Raw genomic sequence first — 15,909 nt, forward strand, 5'->3', positions numbered from 1 at the left:
CCACCCCCCTACCTGTGCCCAACTTCGAGGCCCCACCAGCCGTGACGGCCCCCGCAACCGTGCCTCCCCCGATCGTGCCTCCCGCCAGTGTGCCACCCGTTACCACGCCGCCATTTACCGTACCGACCACGCCCCTGCCCCGATTGCCCGGTAATGGAATGCTGCCCTAGGCGCGATCGGCCCGCCCTCGCTGCCCGTTGATCTCACGTTGCCAATACATTCAACCCATCCATAATTTTGTTAACCTTGCCAGGAGGAGCAACCTGGCGATCGCTGCGGGGGAGGGAGTGCTTTGCGGATAGTGCTAGAGAACATTCATAAGTTTTATGGGCAGCGGGCGGTGGTCAACCGGGTGAGCCTATCCATTTCCCAGGGGGAGATTGTGGGCCTATTGGGACCCAATGGCGCGGGAAAAACCACCACGTTTTATATGATGACCGGATTGGTTAAGCCAGATCAGGGTAAGGTTTGGCTGGATGGGGTGGATATTTCTTCCCTGTCGATGCATCGTCGGGCGCGGTTGGGTATTCGTTATCTGGCGCAGGAAGCCAGTATCTTCCGTCACTTGAGCGTGCGGGATAATATCCGCCTCGTCTTGCAGGAAAGCCAGGTTCCCCGTCAGAAGCAGCAAGCCCTACTAAACCATTGGTTACAGGAGTTTCGCCTCGAACGGGTGGCGGATACGGCGGGAATTGCGGTGTCGGGGGGCGAGCGGCGACGCACGGAGTTAGCCCGTGCCCTAGCGGTGGGGGTCGAGGGTCCCAAGTTTTTGCTATTGGATGAGCCTTTTGCGGGGATTGATCCGATCGCAGTGGCGGAAATCCAAGGCACGATCGCCCGCCTCCGGGCGCAAAAGATCGGCATCCTGATTACGGACCACAATGTGCGCGAAACCCTGGCGATTACCGATCGGGCCTATATCATGCGGGATGGCCAAATCCTGGCGGCTGGCAATGCTGACGAACTGTACAACAACCCGCTGGTACGGCAATACTACCTGGGTGAGAGCTTCCAGATCTAGTGCGCACAAAACCACGAAGGCCCCCAGGCCCGAAGCTACCCAGGTACGAAGACACAAAAACCCAAAGGCGCGAAGGGTAGATTAAGATCTGGGCGTGTGGTTGCACGTGTCTGCTGATTGGATTGACCTGATAATGGCTGCTTCTCCTTCCTTAAATCTCCCGTGGTGGCGTTGGCTGAGCGATCGCCTGCCCGTTCTCGACTACTACATCATCCAGGAATTATTACCGCCGTTTTTGTTTGGCGTGGGTGCGTTCACGTCGATCGGGATCGCGATCGGTGCCCTGTTTGAACTGGTGCGGCAAGTCACGGAAGCCGGGTTGCCGATGAGTACGGCGATGCAGGTGTTCTTTCTCAAATTGCCTGACTTTTTGGTCCTCTCGTTTCCGATGGCGGTCCTGCTCTCAACCCTGATGACCTACGGGCGGTTGTCGAGTGACAGTGAGTTGATTGCCCTACGCAGTTGCGGGATCAGCCTCTACCGGATTGTCCTACCGGCGATCGTGATGAGTCTGGTCGTGACGGGCTTAACCTTTGTGTTTAACGAACTCATTGTCCCAGCGGCGAACTATCGAGCCACCATAACCCTAGAGCAGGCCCTCAAGCGGGATCGCCCCCCCTTTCAGGAAAAAAATATCTTTTACCAAGAATTTGGCGAGGTGGAGCAACCGGAGGGGGGCACGGAGCGCGAATTAGTCCGGATTTTTTATGCCCGCCGTTTTGACGGCACGAAGATGAAGGGGTTGACCATTCTGGATTTTTCGGAACGGGGTCTGAATCAGATTGTCACAGCGGAACGTGCTACCTGGAATATGCAGGCAAACACCTGGGATTTTAACGATGGCACGATTTACCTGGTATCGGCGGATGGCTCCTATCGCAACATCATCAAGTTTGAAGAGCAACAACTCCAACTCCCCCGCACGCCCCTGGACCTGGCAGAACGGGGACGGGACTACGGTGAGATGAGCATTGCCCAAGCCCAAGCGCGCCTAGCCCTGCTGCGCCAAGGGAACGATGAGAACAAGATTCGTAAGCTGGAAGTGCGCATCCAGCAAAAATACGCCTTTCCCTTTGTCTGTGTGGTCTTTGGCCTCGTGGGATCTGCCCTGGGGACTCGGCCCCAACGGGCGAGTAAGTCCACTAGTTTTGGCATTAGCGTCCTGTTGATCTTTGGCTATTACCTACTGGCCTTTATCTCCGGCTCCCTGGGGCAATTGAATATTCTGTCGCCCTTCCTAGCAGCCTGGTTACCGATCGGCGTCACCTTGGGGATTGGTATCCTTTTCCTCGTCCGAGCCGCCCGTTAGCCAGTCGAGATGCCATCAGCGGGTCATTGCCCTCTCCCTGGGGGAGAGGGGTTAGGGTAAGCGCCATCACACGCTAAAGCAAACCGCGATAGTGAATAAACAATAAAATCGCAGCCCATGATCCCAGGGCAACTTTGAAAGCCACGAGGATATTCATCAGGGGCAGGACCCCGCCACTGACCAGAGCCCCCAGTTCGCCGTGGGGAAGTTCCCAGCCCATGAGGGTGATCGCGGCTAAACCAATGAAAATCAAAACCGAGATCTTTTCCCAGGTTGCCACCCGCCACCGCCGGTAGATGCCCTGTAACCACTCCGGCGGTGAGGTGATGGCCACAAGGCCGATCGCTGTCCCCCCGGCCACGCCAGCGGCAAACCCCCCTCCTGGACTGAGGTGTCCCCGGATCGCCAGTTCGATACTGACTAGGGCCGCGATCGTCGCCCCGAGGCGGGCTAATACAATCGATGGCTGATCTGTGAACTGCCGGATGATTTGGGAGGGGCGTTCATTCGCCAGGAGGAACTGGATACCCATAATCGCAATCGTAAAGACGGTTACCTCAAAAATGGTGTCGTAGAGGCGATTACGGAAAATAATCCCCGATACGGCATTGGGGACGCCGCTATCCTGGACCACGGCCTCAACGATCGCGGCGGGGGTAGTGGGTATCGTACTGCTACCAACCAGTGGGGTCGGATTTGTGATCCAAATCAGCTTGATAAAAAAAGCAATGCAGGCAACCAGATAGAGCCAGCGCATGGGGGACAGTTTAATCATGGGTGTTCCTCGCGATCGGAGACGGGGGTATAGGTGAGGTCTGCCGGGTCGGTGAGTTCGGCCTGGAGAATGTCGTAAAGACGACGAATCCGAACTTGGGTCTGATAGGCAGGGGACTCAGGCGTCGGGGCAGCGGTATCCACAGCCGTTGTCGATCGGGTACAGACCGCATGGACTTCCCCCTCGCGGAAGGCTTGTTGTAGACTCTGCGTATCTGGATAGGGGACCAGTTCTAGCCGCAGGTGGCGTTTGTCTAGCACCCGGCGGAGATCAGCTAACCAGGGTTCCAGGGCGGGATCAGCGAGGGGCGCGATCGCAGTTGCGGGGCGAGTTTCGACTGCGGCGATCGTATCGGCAGCGGCCCCCAATGGCTGTGGGTCTAATACCGGCGGCTCTAAGGCCTGCGTCGCTTCCGAAAGTAGAGCCGCTGGCGGAGTCGGTAGACTGGTGGTTGTGTGGACAATCCCCAACCGCATCAGCAGGGACGATCGCACCGCCACGGCATAGAGGGTAATCGCCAGCATCGTCCCGACTAGAGCTTCCGTCAGGGCCACATCCGCCGCCCCCAGCAGGGCATAGACAAGAGCCGCTACGGCTCCCAGAATGCCCCGAATCACTAGAGCATGATAGGGGTTCACCTGCACCACCACCATCAGCGCGGATAGGGGCAGTAGGGCCACAATGGCATAGAGGGCCAGATCGGCTTCGGGGAAGGTGATAGGCATACTGACAGGCATCCTTAGTTCTCCTCCAGGGACGTTAGGGGGCGATCGCCCGTGGCACAGTAGGCCAATACATAGCCCAGCACGGTATTCCAGATAGCGAGGGAAATGAGGGCCAAAACCAAGAGGGGCCATTCACTGGGAATTTTGAGGAGCAGACCCACAATAATACTCATCGAGCCGAGGGTATCGGCAACCGATAGGCTATGGAGTTTGAACAGGACCGATCGGTGTCCCAGCAGCGGCCAGGTACCCCATAGCCAGAAGACTAAACCCAGGCCAATACAGCCATAACTCAGCAGGTCAACCATTGCTTACACCTCCCCAATTTCATTGAGTCGTTTAATCACGTGGGCTAATAGCATCAAGGCTGCATTCCCGACGCTCAGGATAATGACGCCAACTACCCCAATCATCCAGTCATCCCGGAGGACGGAAATCACCAGCACCATCAAGGAAGTCTTAGTCGCAATACTGGCGAAGGCCAGCATCTTTTGCCAGATATTCTTATCCTGGCAGGCTTCATAGATGGGGATCAGCAGAATCAACAGCATGACGGGGAGAACGAGGGTGTTCATGACGATTCTCCTCCGACGACTGGACGGGGACGCTTACGGGTAATGCGGTGGACCTCATACCAGCCCGCTTCGTGGTATTTGACGACGATCGTTTTGGGGGTGAAGGTAATCAGGAAAATATCAAGGAAAATCAAGCCGGGAGTGCGATTGGGTTTTACCCGCTCCAGGGTAATCTCTTCATATAAATGGGGACGCAAGATAATTTCAAACGCTTCCCAATAGGCTTGGGGAATTGCAATGAGGATTTCACCCAGGGCGCGTAACCAATGCTGAAGTTTACCTAAGGACTTGGGCCGACCGGGTAAGATTAGGGCCACACTCACGCCAATGAGGCTATTGACGACACTAAAATTTGCCGTTAATAGGAACCAAATGGCGAGTCGCAGGATCAGGTTCAGATAGCCAATCATGCCAACACCATCCAGAATAGGGTTACTAACATTACACTCATCATGCCGATCAACTGTTCAAGCTGTTCCCATGAACGGGGGAATCGCCCCGATAATCGCTGCACGAGCAGCGTATAAATCAGCCAGGCACTCCCTAGGGTGGCAACGGTTTTTAACAGGGTCTCACCCCAGGCAAGGGTCGGGTCGAAGGCCAAAAGCTGGGCAATGATCAGGCTGCTAATCGGCAGAATCATGGCGACCCAAAAGCCAAAGGGGCGAGGCTGGGTTGGGCTAGCTGGCTCCAGGTGAGCGATCTGACCCAGTGGCTGCATGGGCAGTAGGATAAATTTCGCCATCACGATCGCGGTGCCGACCGCCCCCAAATTCATCAGCCAACTTTGCCAGGGGAGCAGGTGCTTGAGGGTAACGGCTTTGGCGGTAAACCCCAGTAGGGGCGGGCAACCCGCGATCGACAGACTGGCCAGGGCTAAGCCTAGCCACAAGGGAAAAGCGATCGGGCGCTGCTGGAGTTCCTGAAATTGCCGACTAGGCAAATTCCCCGCGATGAGGAAGCTGGCGGACTTGGCCAGACCGTGGGCAAGGGCATACCCCCCCCCAACGGCTGGGGCCGCGAGTATCCACCCCATTTGAGACAGCGTACTCAGGGCTAACACCCGCTTGGTGTCTTGCTCCAGCAAAGCATAGGTCACCCCAAACAGGGCCGTCGCCACCCCAAAGCCACGCACCAGAGGGTCCAAGGTCTCGCTGATGAGGGCAAATCGCAGGAGCGGAAAGACCCCCGCCTTCACCACCACTCCCGACAACAGGGCTGAGACGGGCGTTTCGGCCTCTGAGTGGGTGACGGGTAGCCACAGACCCGACAGGAAGATCCCCCCCTTCGTGAGCAAGCCGACGAGCAACAAAGCCAGGGCTTCAGAAAGGGCATGGGTGATGCCGGTAAAGGCAAACGAACCATTGGTACGATAGACCAGCACAGCCCCCACTAAATAGAACAACATGGCCGTATTGCTAACAAAGAGATAGCGCAGGCCCACCCAAAGGCTGCGATCGCTGCGGGGATAGGCAATCAAGAGAAAGGCCGCAATCCCCAGGACCTCTAGGGCCACATATAAACTGATGAGATCCGCACAAACAAAGCTGGCATTGACGCTACCGTGGACCATCAGCATTTGGGTATAGAAGAATGAGGATTTCTGGCTTTGCCAGCAGTAGCACACCACGGTAGCCGTCACCAGAGCATTGGTGAGGACAAACCAAGCCGTTTGTTCATCCAGTTGCAAGGTAACGCCAAAGTGATCGAGCAGCCGCAATTCCAGGGGAGCTACTTCGCCCAACCGGCTGACGGCAAAGGCTCCCGACAGGATCGCCATGCCCAAAGCCAGGACGCGATCGCCCTTCGGTAACACGTACCCCAGTAAGCCGAGGAAAAAGGGTAGCGCGATCCAGAGGATGGTGAGGGTTGTCATCGCGTCTTACCTCCTTGGTGCCAACTGCCAGTACCCTTCATGCCAATACCATCCAGAACAACGCCACTAACATCACCGCCATCATGCCGATCAGGTGTTCAAATTGTTCCAGGGCTTGGGGCAGGTGGAGCGACAACCGGGGTAGCCCATAGTAATAGACCCCCCACCCTAGGCCGATCGTTGCCAGGGGTTTGGCCACATTGGCCCAGGTATAGGCTTCGTAATACACCCCATTCGCCACTACTAACCCCCCCAGCAAAATGGCCATCGCCAGCCAAAACCCGCGACTGGGCACAGGCAACGCCACGACCCCGGCCTGAGCCGCCAGGGCAGCCTGACGTTGATGGGGCAGAAAAATGAGTTTAGCAAAGGAGATGGCCGTGCCCAGCGCCGCCAGGTTCATGCCAATCACCTGCCAGGGGGCCAGGTTCTTCATCGTCAACACCTTGGCCCCAAAACCCGACAGCAGGGGAAATCCGGAAATCGAGAAACTGGCCATCACCAGGGCGACCCACAGCGGTGTCCAGATCGGTTGGTGCTTGAGGACCTTAAAGCTGCGACTGGGCAGATTCCCCGCAATCAGGAACAGAGCTGATTTGACTAACCCGTGGGTGAGGGCGTAAAACCCGGCGACTACGGGCGCAGCGAGGACGAACCCAAGCTGGGAGATGGTGTGGAAGGCCAGCATCCGCTTGGTATCTTTTTCAAAGACGGCATAGCACACCCCGAACAGGGCCGTCGCCACCCCAAACAGCCGCACGATCGGTTCGACGGTCTCGAATAACAGGGCACAGCGGACCAGCGGCAACACTGATGCCTTGACCACAACCCCCGACATCAAGGCCGACACCGGGGTTTCCGACTCCGAGTGGGTTAGGGGTAACCACAAACCTGATATAAAGATCCCGGCTTTGACCAGAAGGCCCAACAAAATCAGGGCGATCGCCTCCGGGGGCGCGGTGCGCAACCCCACGAAGTCGAAGGAATGGTTGGCCTGGTAGACCAGCACCGCCCCCACCAGGTAGAACAGCATCACAGTATTGCTGACAAACAGGTAGCGTAACCCGACCCAAATGCTGCGATCGCTCCGGGGATAGGCAATGAGCAAAAAGGCCGCAATCCCCAACACTTCAAGGGCGACATAGAGGCTCATCAGGTCTGAGCAGGCGAAGGCCGCGTTGATACTGCCGTGCAACATCAGAAGCTGGGCATAGAAAAACGGCGTCTTACCACTGGGCCAGCAGTAGCACACAACCGCCGCCGTTACCAGACCATTGGTAATCACAAAAAATCCGGTGAGCGAGTCCAGGAGCAAACTCACGCCAAAATGATCTAGCAGCCGCAATTCCAGGGGATTGGGTTGCCAAAACAAGAGCAGCGCGTAGGCTACCGATAGCACCGCCATCACGCCAGCAAAATAGCGATCGCACCGGGGCAGCAGGTACCCCAAAAAGCCCAAAAAAAAGGGCAGGGTAATCCAGACGATCGTCAGGGAAAGCAGATGCGGAGTGAGGGTCATGGTTGGTTGCCCCGCTCAATCTCGCTCGTTTCCAGGGTGGGATTCTCCCGTGCCAGCTTCATCGCCCCCACCAGCATCAGCGCCTGAATCGAAAAACCAATCACGATCGCGGTCAAAATCACCGCTTGGGGCACCGGGTCAGCATAGGCCCCATTTGGGGCATCGGTCAAAATGGGCGTAAACACCCCCTGACGAGCGGCCACCAGCACATAATAGGCAATCACGCCTGTACTCATGACATCCATCGCGATGATTTTCATCATCAGGTTTTTCTTGACGAGGATGCCAAGAAACCCAAAGAGGACAGTGGCAAAGATAAGGGCTTCTAATACGGGGATTTTTAGCACGGGCGTTTTCCGATCACGAATAACAGCGATAAACCAGCCACCAGACCCCACACGGGCTGGGCCTAACCGAGGGAAGTGCTAGCTGCACCTAGCTCACCCTGCCCCTAGACAATGGCCCCTGGGCCTGGGAGCAACTGGGCTGTAAGCAGCTTATGCTAGGAGATTCCGGCTTTTGCATAGAGTAAATAAAATGACTTAACTACTTTCGATAGTCTTTTAATAATACATAATATGGGAACATCTGACGAGATGGCCTGCTCAAACCCCACCCGATCGCGTCTGCGACCGCCAGCCGCCTCCGATCGCTGGATGATCTGGGCGCAGGACAAGGCCCGACCCATGCTCGTGCTCCACCAGAATTGCCGGGAGGGATTTGGCCCCGTTGACGCCGGGGAAGCCATGATATTCCCGATAACCGCTAAGGTTGACGAAGAATTTTGGAGGAGATCGGTACGCTACGGATAGGCAGGGGGGAAGCCGTTCCCTGGCCTAGCCACCAGCGGCCAACTGCCTCGACCCGCCGTCCCCCTGTATAGTGAACCAATGGCTGTTCAACCCTCACCTGATTTCCGCACTGAATCTCCCTTGCCCGCAGCCTGGGAGTCCCTGCAACTGGCCCTGTTCAGCGGTAAGGGCGGTGTCGGCAAAACCACCCTGGCCTGTGGCTGTGCCCGACATTGGGCACAGCAATTCCCCAATCATCGCTTGTTGTTGCTGTCCACCGATCCAGCCCACTCCCTGGGGGATGTCCTCGGCCTGCCCGTCACCGCCACGGCGCAGTCCGTTCCCGATCGGCCCAATTTACAGGTGCAAGCGCTGGATGCAAAACAGCTCCTGCAAGCCTTCCGCGATCGCTACGGAGCAGTCTTGGAACTACTGGTCGAGCGGGGTAGCTTTGTGGAAGGCGAGGATCTCACCCCCGTGTGGGATCTGAATTGGCCGGGGGTGGATGAGTTGATGGGATTGTTGGAAATTCAGCGGTTACTCAATCAACAGGTTGTCGATCGCATCATCGTTGACATGGCCCCCAGCGGTCATACGCTCAACCTGTTCAAACTCATGGACTTCCTCGACACCATCCTGGCGGCGTTGGCGTTATTCCAGGAAAAACACCGGGTGATCAGCCGCAGCTTTACGGGACGCTACACCCCGGATGAGGCCGATGCTTTCCTCCATGAACTCAAGCAGGATTTGGCCAACGGACGCGCCTGGTTACAGAATCCTCAGCGGACGGCCTGCCTGGTGGTGGCCATTGCCGAACCCATGAGTTGGCTAGAAACCCAACGCTTTATCACCGCCTTGGAGACACTCCAGATTCCCCTGGGGGGGGTGTTGATTAACCGCATTCTGCCCTTACCGCCCCTCAACCCCAACCCCACGGCTTGGGAGCAACTTCCGTGGGCAAGGCACGATCGCCTGAGTGAGCAACAGCAATTGCTGCACCAATTTCGGACGCTCGCCCCGACACAACCCCTCTTAACCGTGCCCCTTCTCCCTGCCGAACCCTTAGGGGCCAGCGGCCTCGATCGCCTGATGGCCCAAGTTCAACCCTTAACCACCCTGGTTCCCATTCCCCCCCCGGTGGTGCAGTGGCCAGAACCGCTCGCTCCGGGCCTTTCCGACTTTATCGCCGAGGGGCGCAAGCTGATTTTGGTTGGCGGTAAGGGGGGGGTTGGCAAAACCACGATTACGGCGGCGATCGGATTGGCAATGGCGCAACGACACCGCGATCGCCGGATTCGCCTCATCTCGATCGATCCAGCCCATTCCCTGGGGGATGCCTTCGGCCAACCCCTGGGCCACGAACCCCAGCCGATTAAGTGGGACACCGCCGAGCCGGACGCTATCCCACTGCAACTGAGTGGTCAAGAGGTTGATGCGGAACAGGTGCTCCAGCAGTTTCGGGAGGATTATTTGTGGGAGTTGGCGGAAATGATGAGTGGGGAGCAGTCGGCAGAGAGTCCCCTGCAACTGGCCTATGGGCCGGAAGCTTGGAAGCAAATTGTCGCCGAGGCCCTACCCGGCATTGACGAAATGCTCTCCCTGGTGACGGTGATTGACCTGCTCGAACGCGGGGAGCAGGATTTGATCATCCTCGACACCGCCCCGACGGGCCACCTCCTGCGTTTTTTGGAAATGCCCACAGCATTGAGTGATTGGCTGGCCTGGATCTTCAAGCTTTGGCTGAAATACCAGGATGTTCTCGGACGGACGGATCTGATGGGCCGACTGCGGGGGTTGCGGCAACAGGTGGTCCTCACCCAGAAAAAGCTGAAGGATGCCCAGCATACGGAATTTATCGGGGTCGTCCAAGCCCAAGCTGCGATCGTGGCCGAGGCCCAGCGTCTGTCTGCATCCTTAGCGAAGCTAGGCTTATACCAACGGTATCTGGTCCACAATCGCTATGAACCGGGGCAGGTATTAACGGACGACACCAGCGAAGGCACGTTCGCAAATTTGACGGTTGTGCGGTTACCCGCCTTGCCGCGATCGGTCACCCCCTTGGCAAGGGTCCAGGGGGCCACACACCTCCTGTTTCCCGAATAACGCAACGTTAGGGGCGAGCTGTCGCGAAGGCGGGCGGCGGGACTGGCGTGGTTGGAACGATCGGTGCCCGCAGGGCATCCTCTAGGTCAGCACACCCCAGGCGCTCCTCCAAAATGGTCATCACCTCGCGGCCAAAATCGTGGGGATTGCGTTCCCAGGCCGCTAGACACACTTCCCCAAAGAAGGCCCCTAAGGGTTCCGGGTTCCAGAGGAGCTTTTTAGCGGTCCAGGGCATGAGGCTCATGGGGTCATAGCCCCGCTTCAGGATACCTTGCTCGAAGGCATAGTCCTCCAGATGGGTGTGGGGTTGCAGGCCAATGAAGAAGATGGCCGGTTCAACCTTATCAACCCCAAAGATCCGTTCGAGTTCCCGGTGGTAGGCGATCGTCTGGCGAATCGTTTCTGGGCGCTCATCGATCACATTAAAGGAATAGTTGACCGATACCAGGTCATTAAACCCCGCTGCCTTGAGATCGCGGCAGTTTTCCAGGACCGTGCGCAGGTTATAGCCCATGCGCATCTTGCGCACCAGTTCTTGGGAGCCGCTAGTAATGCCGATCTCGAAATAGTTCATCCCGGTTTTCACCATCAGGTCACACAGTTCCGGCGTCAGGTTATCCGCCCGGATATAGGCGGCCCAATGGATATCCGTCATCCCCGATGCCAGGATCTTTTGCAGCAGTTCGACGGCATCATCTATATATTTGCGGGCAGGGATAAACTGGGCGTCGGTGAACCAGAAATTACGCACGCCGCGATCGTAGAGTTGACGCATTTCCGCCACAACTTCATCAGCGGGATTAATGCGCACCTGCTTCCCCTCGATCACCGTGTAGACGCAGTAGCAGCAGTTGTGGGGACAACCGCGTTTGGTTTGCACCCCAATATAAAAATCCTGGGTCTGGAGATAGTACTCCAGTTCCGGCCAGATCGTCTCAATATAGCCGTAATCACAGGCTGCCTTTTCCACGGGGGGTGGGGCTTCATGGATTAATCGATCGCGGGGTTGGGTTTCGCCGACGATGTAGCACCGCTCCTGGGCCAGGGATTCCTGGCGGAGGATTTTTTCCAGCAGGATTTCCCCTTCCCCCACGGAAACGATCGTCCCCTGGGGCAGACCCCGCCCTAACTGTTCATAGAACACGCTGACGGCCCCACCGCCCACCACCGCCCGTGCCGTGGGGCAATAGCGCCGCGATCGCGCCAGCCCCCGCCGGATCAGTCCGAGGTTGCGCCAGAGTTCGGTGTAGTAGGACGCGGCCAGGCGCAGGCCCCCCAGTGCTCCCCGCAGCCGCAGCCAGGGATTGCGGGCATAGTAAAACTCAAAGGCATACTGGAGCGGATTGCCTCCCCGGCCACCCACGGGCGCATAGATCTGAATATCTCGCCAGGAGAAGACCAACAGGGTGGGCTGGAACGTATCAATGCAACGATCGAGGGCACTGCTGTAGTCCAAGGGCGGGACCGCTCCCAAATCGAAAAGGCGTTGGGTAACCCCAGGAAACTGCTTGTGAATATGGTCTGCTAAATAGACCACCCCGATCGGGAAAATCGGATTACAGGGGAGCCGAACATAGAGAATGCGATCGTGCATGGCGGGCGGGCACTCAATGAATGGATAGCAATGGCATTAGGAATCGCAAGGACATTGATCAATAATTTAACATTTTCTTAATTATTGTCCCCCCTTACCCGTTAACCCCAGGGGTGGCGATCGGTCGAATGACCTCAGCAGGGGGACAATCAGACCGACCAATGGCAACCCATTGCGATCGGTTTGCGATCATGCTTGTAACAGTTCTTTTACAAAACTTCACATAATAGGATACCATTAAGCTGGCCAGGAGATCGCGCTGGATGACTGGCGCTAGGCCCTAGGGATGGGGCCATTACCAGCCATTATCTTTATCCAGTCTAACGCCCCGTCGCCAAAAGGTATATCCAGATACCGTTCCTGGCTTTTTAGGGTTAGAATTGCCCGATTGCTGGGCTTGGATGGAGAATTTTGACTGATTACAGCAGGATGGTAGTCGTGTTTACAGCTATTAACAATAACCAGATGTTAGTTTAAGACTATGAAGGCTCAAGACTCGCTTTTCGATACCCACCTTAACCGCGAACTCACCGCAAACGCTATGGCTCAAATTCTTGATCCCCTCCCCCCCGATAGCACGAATCCAGTGGTTTGTTGCTATGTCAATGCAACGAGTAAAATTCAGATAGCTCGGATTACCAATGTCCCTAACTGGTATTTTGAGCGCGTGGTTTTCCCTGGACAACGGCTAATTTTTGAGGCTCTACCGACAGCACTATTAGAAATTCATACAGGCATGATGGCAAGTGCTATCCTATCGGACACGATTGCCTGTAGTAGTTTGGTGGTCAAAGAAGAAGAGGAGCCAGTTGCGCCGATCGCGGCCACGCCGGCAGCCGACGAGCGCGATCGGCAGGAGTTGGTGATCGAGTTAGCCGCCGTAATGAAACAGTCTGAGCGCCTCAGCCTTGCGTGCTAATGCTGGTTTGATGCCCTAGGGCAGTTCCCGCTTGCCGTTTAAGATATCGATTTTCAACTGCTGATCACAAAAGTTCCATCTCGATTTCTCTATCCCCTGTTTGCTCTCTGCTACCTCAAATGCGGCGGAGAGCAATTTTTTATGGGTACCTCGCAACATCCTAACCTGAGCGCTCAGCCGCAAACGTCGGTTCGACCCCCCTCCTCACCCCCATGAATCGAAGTGCCCTTACGCGAGCAAGGTCCGCACATCCGTCACCTGGCCCGTAACGGCGGCAGCAACAACCATCGCGGGACTCATGAGTAAAGTGCGACCGGAGGCCGAGCCTTGTCGTCCCTTGAAATTACGGTTGGAGGAGGAGGCGCTCAGTTGCCGTCCCTGGAGCTTATCCGGGTTCATGGCCAGACACATGGAACAACCCGGTTCGCGCCACTCGAAGCCCGCCGCCTGGAAAATTTGGTCAAGTCCTTCAGCTTCGGCTTCCCGCTTTACCCGTTCCGAGCCAGGGACGACAAAAGCCTTCACCCCTGGGGCAACCTGACGCCCTTTGGCAAAGCGGGCAGCTTCCCGCAGATCGCTCAGACGCCCATTGGTACAACTGCCAATAAAGCAGACATCGACGGGGGTACCCTGGATCGGCTGGCCGGGGGTGAGATCCATATATTGGTAGGCTTCTGCGGCGATTGCCCGTTCTGCTTCCGGCAGGTCTGCGGGCATGGGCACACACTCATCGACGCCAATCCCCTGGCCGGGGGTAATGCCCCAGGTGACAGTGGGGGCAATCTCGGCGGCGTCGATGACCACGACATCGTCATATTCGGCATCGGCATCGCTGGCGATCTGTTGCCACCAGGCCACGGCCTTGTCCCAGTCAGCCCCCTGGGGGGCAAAGTCGCGGCCCTTGAGGTAATCGAAGGTGACCTGATCGGGGTTGACATAGCCACAGCGGGCACCGCCCTCGATCGCCATATTGCAGACGGTCATGCGTTCTTCCATACTCATCTGCTCAAACGTCGTCCCGGCGTATTCGTAGGCATAGCCCACCCCGCCCTTGACCCCTAGCTTGCGGATGATGTGCAAAATCACGTCTTTCGCGTAAACCCCCGACCTCAGGGTCCCGTTCACCTCGATGCGACGGACCTTGAGCTTACTCAAGGCGAGGGTTTGGGATGCCAGGACATCGCGGACTTGGCTGGTACCAATGCCAAAGGCGATCGCGCCAAAGGCCCCGTGGGTAGACGTGTGGCTATCGCCACAGGCGATCGTCATTCCCGGTTGGGTTAGCCCCAGTTCCGGGGCAATCACGTGGACAATCCCCTGATTACCGGAGCCAATGTTGTAGAAGGTAATCCCGTTCTCTTGGCAGTTCTTTTCCAAGGCCTGCATCATCTCTTCCGCCAAGTCATCGGCGAAGGGACGGGCCTGGTTATCGGTGGGCACGATGTGGTCTACCGTGGCGATCGTGCGTTCGGGGAACAGCACCTTGAGGCCGCGATCGCGCAGCATGGCAAAGGCTTGGGGGCTGGTGACTTCGTGGATCAGGTGTAGCCCAATCAACAGTTGGGTTTGGCCAGAGGGCAAGGTGCCCACCGTATGCAGTTGCCAAACCTTATCGAAGAGGGTGCCTTTGCTCATAGGGACTGTATGTGCGTGACCGCATGACCTAAATTCAGCCTCTATTGTACTGGGAACTTTTCCCAATGGTTCGAGCCGACAGGCGGGTATCAACCACAAACGGGGGCGAGGACCGTGGCCCCAATATCAGCGAGGAGTTGGCGATCGGCATCGCGATCGGGATTAGGGGTCGTCAGCAGGGTTTCACCGTAGAAAATGGAATTAGCCCCCGCAAGCAAACAGAGGACCTGGGCCTCACGGCTCAGTTGGGCACGACCAGCACTGAGGCGCACCCTTGCCCTAGGCATGAGGATACGGGCGGTAGCACACATGCGAACTAGCTCCAGGGGATCGATCGGAGGGCGCTCAGCCAGGGGGGTTCCCGCCACAGCGACTAGGGCATTAATCGGCACACTTTCAGGATGGGGCTGAAGGGTGGCCAGGACTTCTAGCATCCGAGCACGATCGGTGAGGGTTTCACCCAGGCCAATGATGCCACCGCAACATACCGAGATCCCGGACTGACGAATATGGGCCAGGGTTTGCAGCCGATCGGCATAGGTCCGGGTTGTAATAATCTGCTCGTAGAACTCGGGGCTGGTATCAAGATTGTGGTTATAGGCCGTCAACCCGGCGGCGGCCAACCGCTGGGCTTGGCTGGCGGTCAACATCCCCGCCGTAACACAGGTCTCCAGCCCGATCGCCCGCACCTGACGCACCATGTCTAGCATGGCCTCAAAGGCAGGACCTTCGCGAATCTCGCGCCACGCCCAGCCCATACAAAACCGGCTGGCGCCGAGGGCCTTAGCCTGCTGTGCCTTGCCGACAACCGCCTCCACACTTAACACCCCCTGGGGAGAAACCGAAGTTTCATAGTGGCCCGACTGGGGGCAATAGGCACAGTTTTCGGCACAGCCCCCCGTTTTCACGCTCAGGAGGGTGGCCAATTGGACCTGGTTTGCGGGTTGGTACTCGCGATGGATCGTTTGGGCCTGGTAGACCAAATCCATTAACGGACGCTGCAACAGGTCCAGAATCTCGGCAGTGGTCCAGTTATGACGAATCGCCAACATGGGTACTCTGAGCGG

16 protein-coding genes are annotated in these 15,909 nt (G+C 57.2%); 5 read left to right on the forward strand and 11 right to left on the reverse strand.

The genetic code is table 11. From position 1 onward, the window contains the following. The first annotated feature begins 301 nt into the window (after nt 1–301). Both lptB and ACWIUF_RS14825 read left to right on the forward strand, forming a co-directional pair. A complete protein-coding gene (gene lptB / locus ACWIUF_RS14820) occupies nt 302–1,021 on the forward strand; it encodes an LPS export ABC transporter ATP-binding protein (protein WP_448573322.1) in 720 nt (239 codons plus the stop codon). A gap of 133 nt (nt 1,022–1,154) precedes the next feature. Beyond that, the gene (locus ACWIUF_RS14825) at nt 1,155–2,330 is read left to right on the forward strand and encodes an LptF/LptG family permease (RefSeq protein ID WP_448573250.1); all 1,176 of its coding nucleotides are present in this window, start codon (nt 1,155–1,157) and stop codon (nt 2,328–2,330) included. Between the two features lie 73 nt (nt 2,331–2,403). Here ACWIUF_RS14825 and ACWIUF_RS14830 read toward each other — a convergent pair whose 3' ends face one another. From ACWIUF_RS14830 to ACWIUF_RS14865, 8 genes are read right to left on the reverse strand one after another with little or no spacing between them, the layout of a single operon-like run. Continuing rightward, nucleotides 2,404–3,105, reverse strand: a complete 702-nt coding sequence (locus ACWIUF_RS14830) for a Na(+)/H(+) antiporter subunit B (protein ID WP_448573252.1) — start codon at nt 3,103–3,105, stop codon at nt 2,404–2,406. Further along, nucleotides 3,102–3,830 carry a DUF4040 domain-containing protein gene (locus ACWIUF_RS14835; RefSeq protein WP_448573253.1) on the reverse strand — a complete coding sequence of 243 codons (729 nt, stop codon included), beginning with the start codon at nt 3,828–3,830 and terminating at the stop codon, nt 3,102–3,104. Before ACWIUF_RS14835 ends, ACWIUF_RS14830 begins: the two co-directional genes overlap by 4 nt. Nucleotides 3,831–3,844: 14 nt before the next feature. After that, complete coding sequence (locus ACWIUF_RS14840; RefSeq protein ID WP_448573255.1) at nt 3,845–4,138, reverse strand: monovalent cation/H(+) antiporter subunit G; 294 nt, start codon at nt 4,136–4,138, stop codon at nt 3,845–3,847. 3 nt (nt 4,139–4,141) lie between these two features. After that, on the reverse strand, nt 4,142–4,405 hold the full coding sequence (locus ACWIUF_RS14845) for a hypothetical protein (RefSeq protein WP_448573256.1): 264 nt from the start codon (nt 4,403–4,405) through the stop codon (nt 4,142–4,144). Then, on the reverse strand, nt 4,402–4,815 hold the full coding sequence (locus ACWIUF_RS14850; RefSeq protein ID WP_448573257.1) for a cation:proton antiporter: 414 nt from the start codon (nt 4,813–4,815) through the stop codon (nt 4,402–4,404). The genes ACWIUF_RS14845 and ACWIUF_RS14850 overlap by 4 nt, the downstream gene beginning before the upstream one ends. Then, nucleotides 4,812–6,281, reverse strand: a complete 1,470-nt coding sequence (locus ACWIUF_RS14855) for a cation:proton antiporter (RefSeq protein ID WP_448573258.1) — start codon at nt 6,279–6,281, stop codon at nt 4,812–4,814. The genes ACWIUF_RS14850 and ACWIUF_RS14855 overlap by 4 nt, the downstream gene beginning before the upstream one ends. Nucleotides 6,282–6,318: 37 nt before the next feature. Beyond that, nucleotides 6,319–7,800, reverse strand: a complete 1,482-nt coding sequence (locus ACWIUF_RS14860; protein WP_448573259.1) for a cation:proton antiporter — start codon at nt 7,798–7,800, stop codon at nt 6,319–6,321. After that, a complete protein-coding gene (locus tag ACWIUF_RS14865) occupies nt 7,797–8,147 on the reverse strand; it encodes a cation:proton antiporter subunit C (RefSeq protein ID WP_448573260.1) in 351 nt (116 codons plus the stop codon). The genes ACWIUF_RS14860 and ACWIUF_RS14865 overlap by 4 nt, the downstream gene beginning before the upstream one ends. A 231-nt stretch (nt 8,148–8,378) precedes the next feature. On the opposite strand from ACWIUF_RS14865, the gene ACWIUF_RS14870 reads away from it, so the two are divergent. Beyond that, nucleotides 8,379–8,612, forward strand: a complete 234-nt coding sequence (locus ACWIUF_RS14870) for a hypothetical protein (RefSeq protein WP_448573261.1) — start codon at nt 8,379–8,381, stop codon at nt 8,610–8,612. A gap of 78 nt (nt 8,613–8,690) precedes the next feature. Further along, nucleotides 8,691–10,694, forward strand: a complete 2,004-nt coding sequence (locus tag ACWIUF_RS14875) for an ArsA family ATPase (RefSeq protein WP_448573262.1) — start codon at nt 8,691–8,693, stop codon at nt 10,692–10,694. A 7-nt stretch (nt 10,695–10,701) separates the two neighbouring features. Here ACWIUF_RS14875 and ACWIUF_RS14880 read toward each other — a convergent pair whose 3' ends face one another. Then, nucleotides 10,702–12,288, reverse strand: coding sequence for a photosystem II high light acclimation radical SAM protein (locus tag ACWIUF_RS14880; RefSeq protein ID WP_448573263.1), 1,587 nt, complete (start codon nt 12,286–12,288; stop codon nt 10,702–10,704). A 481-nt stretch (nt 12,289–12,769) separates the two neighbouring features. Between ACWIUF_RS14880 and ACWIUF_RS14885 the strand changes: the two genes are divergently transcribed. After that, nucleotides 12,770–13,207: a DUF1830 domain-containing protein gene (locus ACWIUF_RS14885; RefSeq protein WP_448573264.1), complete on the forward strand. Its 438-nt coding sequence runs from the start codon at nt 12,770–12,772 to the stop codon at nt 13,205–13,207. Nucleotides 13,208–13,435: 228 nt separating this feature from the next. Here ACWIUF_RS14885 and leuC read toward each other — a convergent pair whose 3' ends face one another. Both leuC and bioB read right to left on the reverse strand, forming a co-directional pair. Next, complete coding sequence (gene leuC / locus ACWIUF_RS14890; protein WP_448573265.1) at nt 13,436–14,842, reverse strand: 3-isopropylmalate dehydratase large subunit; 1,407 nt, start codon at nt 14,840–14,842, stop codon at nt 13,436–13,438. Nucleotides 14,843–14,931: 89 nt separating this feature from the next. Beyond that, complete coding sequence (gene bioB / locus ACWIUF_RS14895) at nt 14,932–15,894, reverse strand: biotin synthase BioB (RefSeq protein ID WP_448573267.1); 963 nt, start codon at nt 15,892–15,894, stop codon at nt 14,932–14,934. Nucleotides 15,895–15,909: the final 15 nt, after the last annotated feature.

This window comes from Trichothermofontia sp., assembly GCF_053493415.1.

Coding starts and splice junctions, on each gene's coding strand:
- leuC (WP_448573265.1), bottom strand. CDS start 14,842: ATGAGCAAAGGCACCCTCTTCGATAAGGTTTGGCAACTGCATACGGTG.
- ACWIUF_RS14855 (WP_448573258.1), bottom strand. CDS start 6,281: ATGACAACCCTCACCATCCTCTGGATCGCGCTACCCTTTTTCCTCGGC.
- ACWIUF_RS14840 (WP_448573255.1), bottom strand. CDS start 4,138: ATGGTTGACCTGCTGAGTTATGGCTGTATTGGCCTGGGTTTAGTCTTC.
- ACWIUF_RS14825 (WP_448573250.1), top strand. CDS start 1,155: ATGGCTGCTTCTCCTTCCTTAAATCTCCCGTGGTGGCGTTGGCTGAGC.
- ACWIUF_RS14860 (WP_448573259.1), bottom strand. CDS start 7,800: ATGACCCTCACTCCGCATCTGCTTTCCCTGACGATCGTCTGGATTACC.
- ACWIUF_RS14880 (WP_448573263.1), bottom strand. CDS start 12,288: ATGCACGATCGCATTCTCTATGTTCGGCTCCCCTGTAATCCGATTTTC.
- bioB (WP_448573267.1), bottom strand. CDS start 15,894: ATGTTGGCGATTCGTCATAACTGGACCACTGCCGAGATTCTGGACCTG.
- ACWIUF_RS14835 (WP_448573253.1), bottom strand. CDS start 3,830: ATGCCTATCACCTTCCCCGAAGCCGATCTGGCCCTCTATGCCATTGTG.
- ACWIUF_RS14870 (WP_448573261.1), top strand. CDS start 8,379: ATGGGAACATCTGACGAGATGGCCTGCTCAAACCCCACCCGATCGCGT.
- ACWIUF_RS14875 (WP_448573262.1), top strand. CDS start 8,691: ATGGCTGTTCAACCCTCACCTGATTTCCGCACTGAATCTCCCTTGCCC.
- ACWIUF_RS14830 (WP_448573252.1), bottom strand. CDS start 3,105: ATGATTAAACTGTCCCCCATGCGCTGGCTCTATCTGGTTGCCTGCATT.
- ACWIUF_RS14850 (WP_448573257.1), bottom strand. CDS start 4,815: ATGATTGGCTATCTGAACCTGATCCTGCGACTCGCCATTTGGTTCCTA.
- ACWIUF_RS14885 (WP_448573264.1), top strand. CDS start 12,770: ATGAAGGCTCAAGACTCGCTTTTCGATACCCACCTTAACCGCGAACTC.
- ACWIUF_RS14845 (WP_448573256.1), bottom strand. CDS start 4,405: ATGAACACCCTCGTTCTCCCCGTCATGCTGTTGATTCTGCTGATCCCC.